General features: G+C 49.0%; 1 protein-coding gene. It reads right to left on the bottom strand.

Annotated features, from left to right (window positions below):
- Nucleotides 1-659: hypothetical protein (locus ABEB23_RS18080; RefSeq protein ID WP_348814121.1), on the bottom strand; the 659-nt coding region annotated here is incomplete at both ends.

Genomic DNA, 659 nt, shown 5'->3' on the forward strand with positions numbered 1-659 from the left:
CTCTCCCTTTCCTTTCCTTTTCCCCCCCCTCCTTTCTTCTTCTTCCCTCCCCCCCCCTCCTTCCCCTTCCCTCCCTCCCCTCTCTTCTCCTTCTCTCCCCTTCCTTTTCCTTTTTCCCTTTTTTTCTTCCCCTTTTTCCCCCCCCTTCCTTCCCTTCTCCCCCTTCCTTTCCCTGCCTTCCTTCCCTTCCCCCCTTTTTTCCTCTCCCCTTTCTTTCTCTCCCTCCTCTTTTCCCCCCTTCCTCCCTCCTTTTTCTTCCCTTTCCTTCCTCTTTTCTTCCCTTTTTCCTCCTCCTTCCTTTTCCCTTTTTTCTCTTCCTCCCTCCTTTTCCTCCCCTTCTTTTTCCTTCTTTCCTTCCTTTTTTTTTCCTCTTTTCCCTCTCTTTTCTTCTTTTCTTTCCTTTCTCCCTCCCTCCCTTTCCTTTCCTCTTTCTCTCTTTCTCTCCCCCCCTCCCCCTTCCTTTCCTTTCCCTTCCTTTTCTCCCCCCCCTCTTCTTTTTCTCCCCCCCCCCTCCTTCTTTTCTTTCTCTCTTTTCTTCGCTTCCGTGATATGGAACCCTTTGTGTAACCTTCCTTTCAAGCTTAAGCTAAATCTCCGGCTTCTCAAGCTCCTGTAAAAGTAAAGTTTCCATCCTCTTTCGTTCCCGTTTTTTTCATCTC

The sequence above is a fragment of the Flavobacterium maritimum genome, from assembly GCF_040049085.1.
In the GTDB taxonomy this organism is placed as follows: domain Bacteria; phylum Bacteroidota; class Bacteroidia; order Flavobacteriales; family Flavobacteriaceae; genus Flavobacterium; species Flavobacterium maritimum.